We start from the raw sequence: 1,338 nt of genomic DNA, 5'->3' as shown, positions 1-1,338 counted from the left end.
CCAACCTTGCCGACGCGGTCGACTTTCGGTTTGTCGAGCAACGGTCCCATGTCGCTTTTGGGATCAGAGGCGGGCCCGACCCGTACATTCCGCAGCCGCCCGGCAAGCCGATCGCGAACGGTGTCATAGACCACTTCCTGTACGAGCAGCCGCGAGCCCGTCATGCAGAACTGGCCGGCGAATACCGTCAGCGCTTTTTCCAGAACGGGCAGCATGGGTTCCATGTCGGCGTCGTCGAACACGATCATTGGCGCTTTTCCACCCAATTCAAGTCCGAAGCGTTTCATTCGGCGCGCCCCGACCGCGCTGATCGCAACGCCGGTCTTCGTGCTTCCCGTGAAGCTGATCGTCGGCACGTCGGCGCTTTCGACAAGGAGCGCGGCCCCATCCGATTCGCTTTCAACGAAAATGTTGATGACGCCGTTCGGAAGGTCCGAGGGTTCTGCGAGGGTCTCCGCCAGCACGCTAGCGATCTGGGCGGCCTGCCCTGGCATCTTGATGACGACCGTGCATCCTGCGGCGAGTGCGGGCGCGAACGATCTGACCGCCAGAATGATCGGAGAGTTCCAGGGAACGATGACTCCCGCTACGCCCATCGGCTGTCGTAGGACGATCGAAAGGCCCCCGGTCGCGGTTGCATGGCGCGACCCGCTTCGGTTCGCGCCATCGCCGCCCAGTAGCGCAGCTTGCTCGGGGCGCCGTCAGCCTCAAGTGCGGCTTCGCCCCGAACCTTTCCATTCTCGAGCGAGAGGATGTCTATCAGTAGATCGCGGTTCCGCTCGATCGCCAAAGCCATCTGGTCGAGCACTTTGGCTCGCAGTTCGGCATCATGTGCCCAGGCCGTGCTTCGAAAGGCGCGGCTCGCGGCTTCGATGGCGGACCCGGCAGCCGCGCCGCCATCATCCGGATATTCGCCGATGCGTTCGTAGGTCGCCGGATTGATGGAGATGCCAAGGCTCGCCGACGAAACGAACGCGCCATTGATCCAATTCTTGGCCGAATAAGTCGTCATCTGAAAGTCCTTAGATAGCTGCATGACATGACGGTCCCTCCACCGCCGTGAATGGACTGGTGTTGCTAGAGAGCTGCTGCTCGTGCTTGCGCCCGCTGCGACCTGGCTTCAGCGGGCACAGAGGGCGTCGGGGATCAGGTCAGGAACGGCGGAGCGTTTTCGCCGCGCAGGCGATAGTTGGGACGCGGGCGTTCAAGACGGATCGATTCGAGCACTGTGTGGGAGATGGTACTTTTACACAGCTCCGAGACCACCAGAATCCGGAGCATATCGTATGCCGTATGCTGATTAAAAAAACAAAAAAGAGAAACGATGAGAAGGACGCA

Annotated in this window: 1 protein-coding gene and 1 pseudogene; both read right to left on the bottom strand. The window is 61.0% G+C overall.

Translation table 11 applies throughout. The features are described from left to right. Nucleotides 1-1,012, bottom strand: a pseudogene (locus C9413_RS32170) (aldehyde dehydrogenase family protein); the annotation flags it as partial. A gap of 134 nt (nucleotides 1,013-1,146) precedes the next feature. After that, a partial coding sequence (locus C9413_RS32950; RefSeq protein ID WP_210263684.1) for a hypothetical protein occupies nucleotides 1,147-1,338 on the bottom strand: 192 nt, incomplete at its 5' end.

This window comes from Rhizobium sp. SEMIA 4085 (genome assembly GCF_013004495.1).
Classification (GTDB): Bacteria; Pseudomonadota; Alphaproteobacteria; order Rhizobiales; family Rhizobiaceae; genus Rhizobium; species Rhizobium gallicum.
Note: the sequence above shows the minus strand (reverse complement) of the source record. Positions and strands in the feature narration are given on the sequence as shown.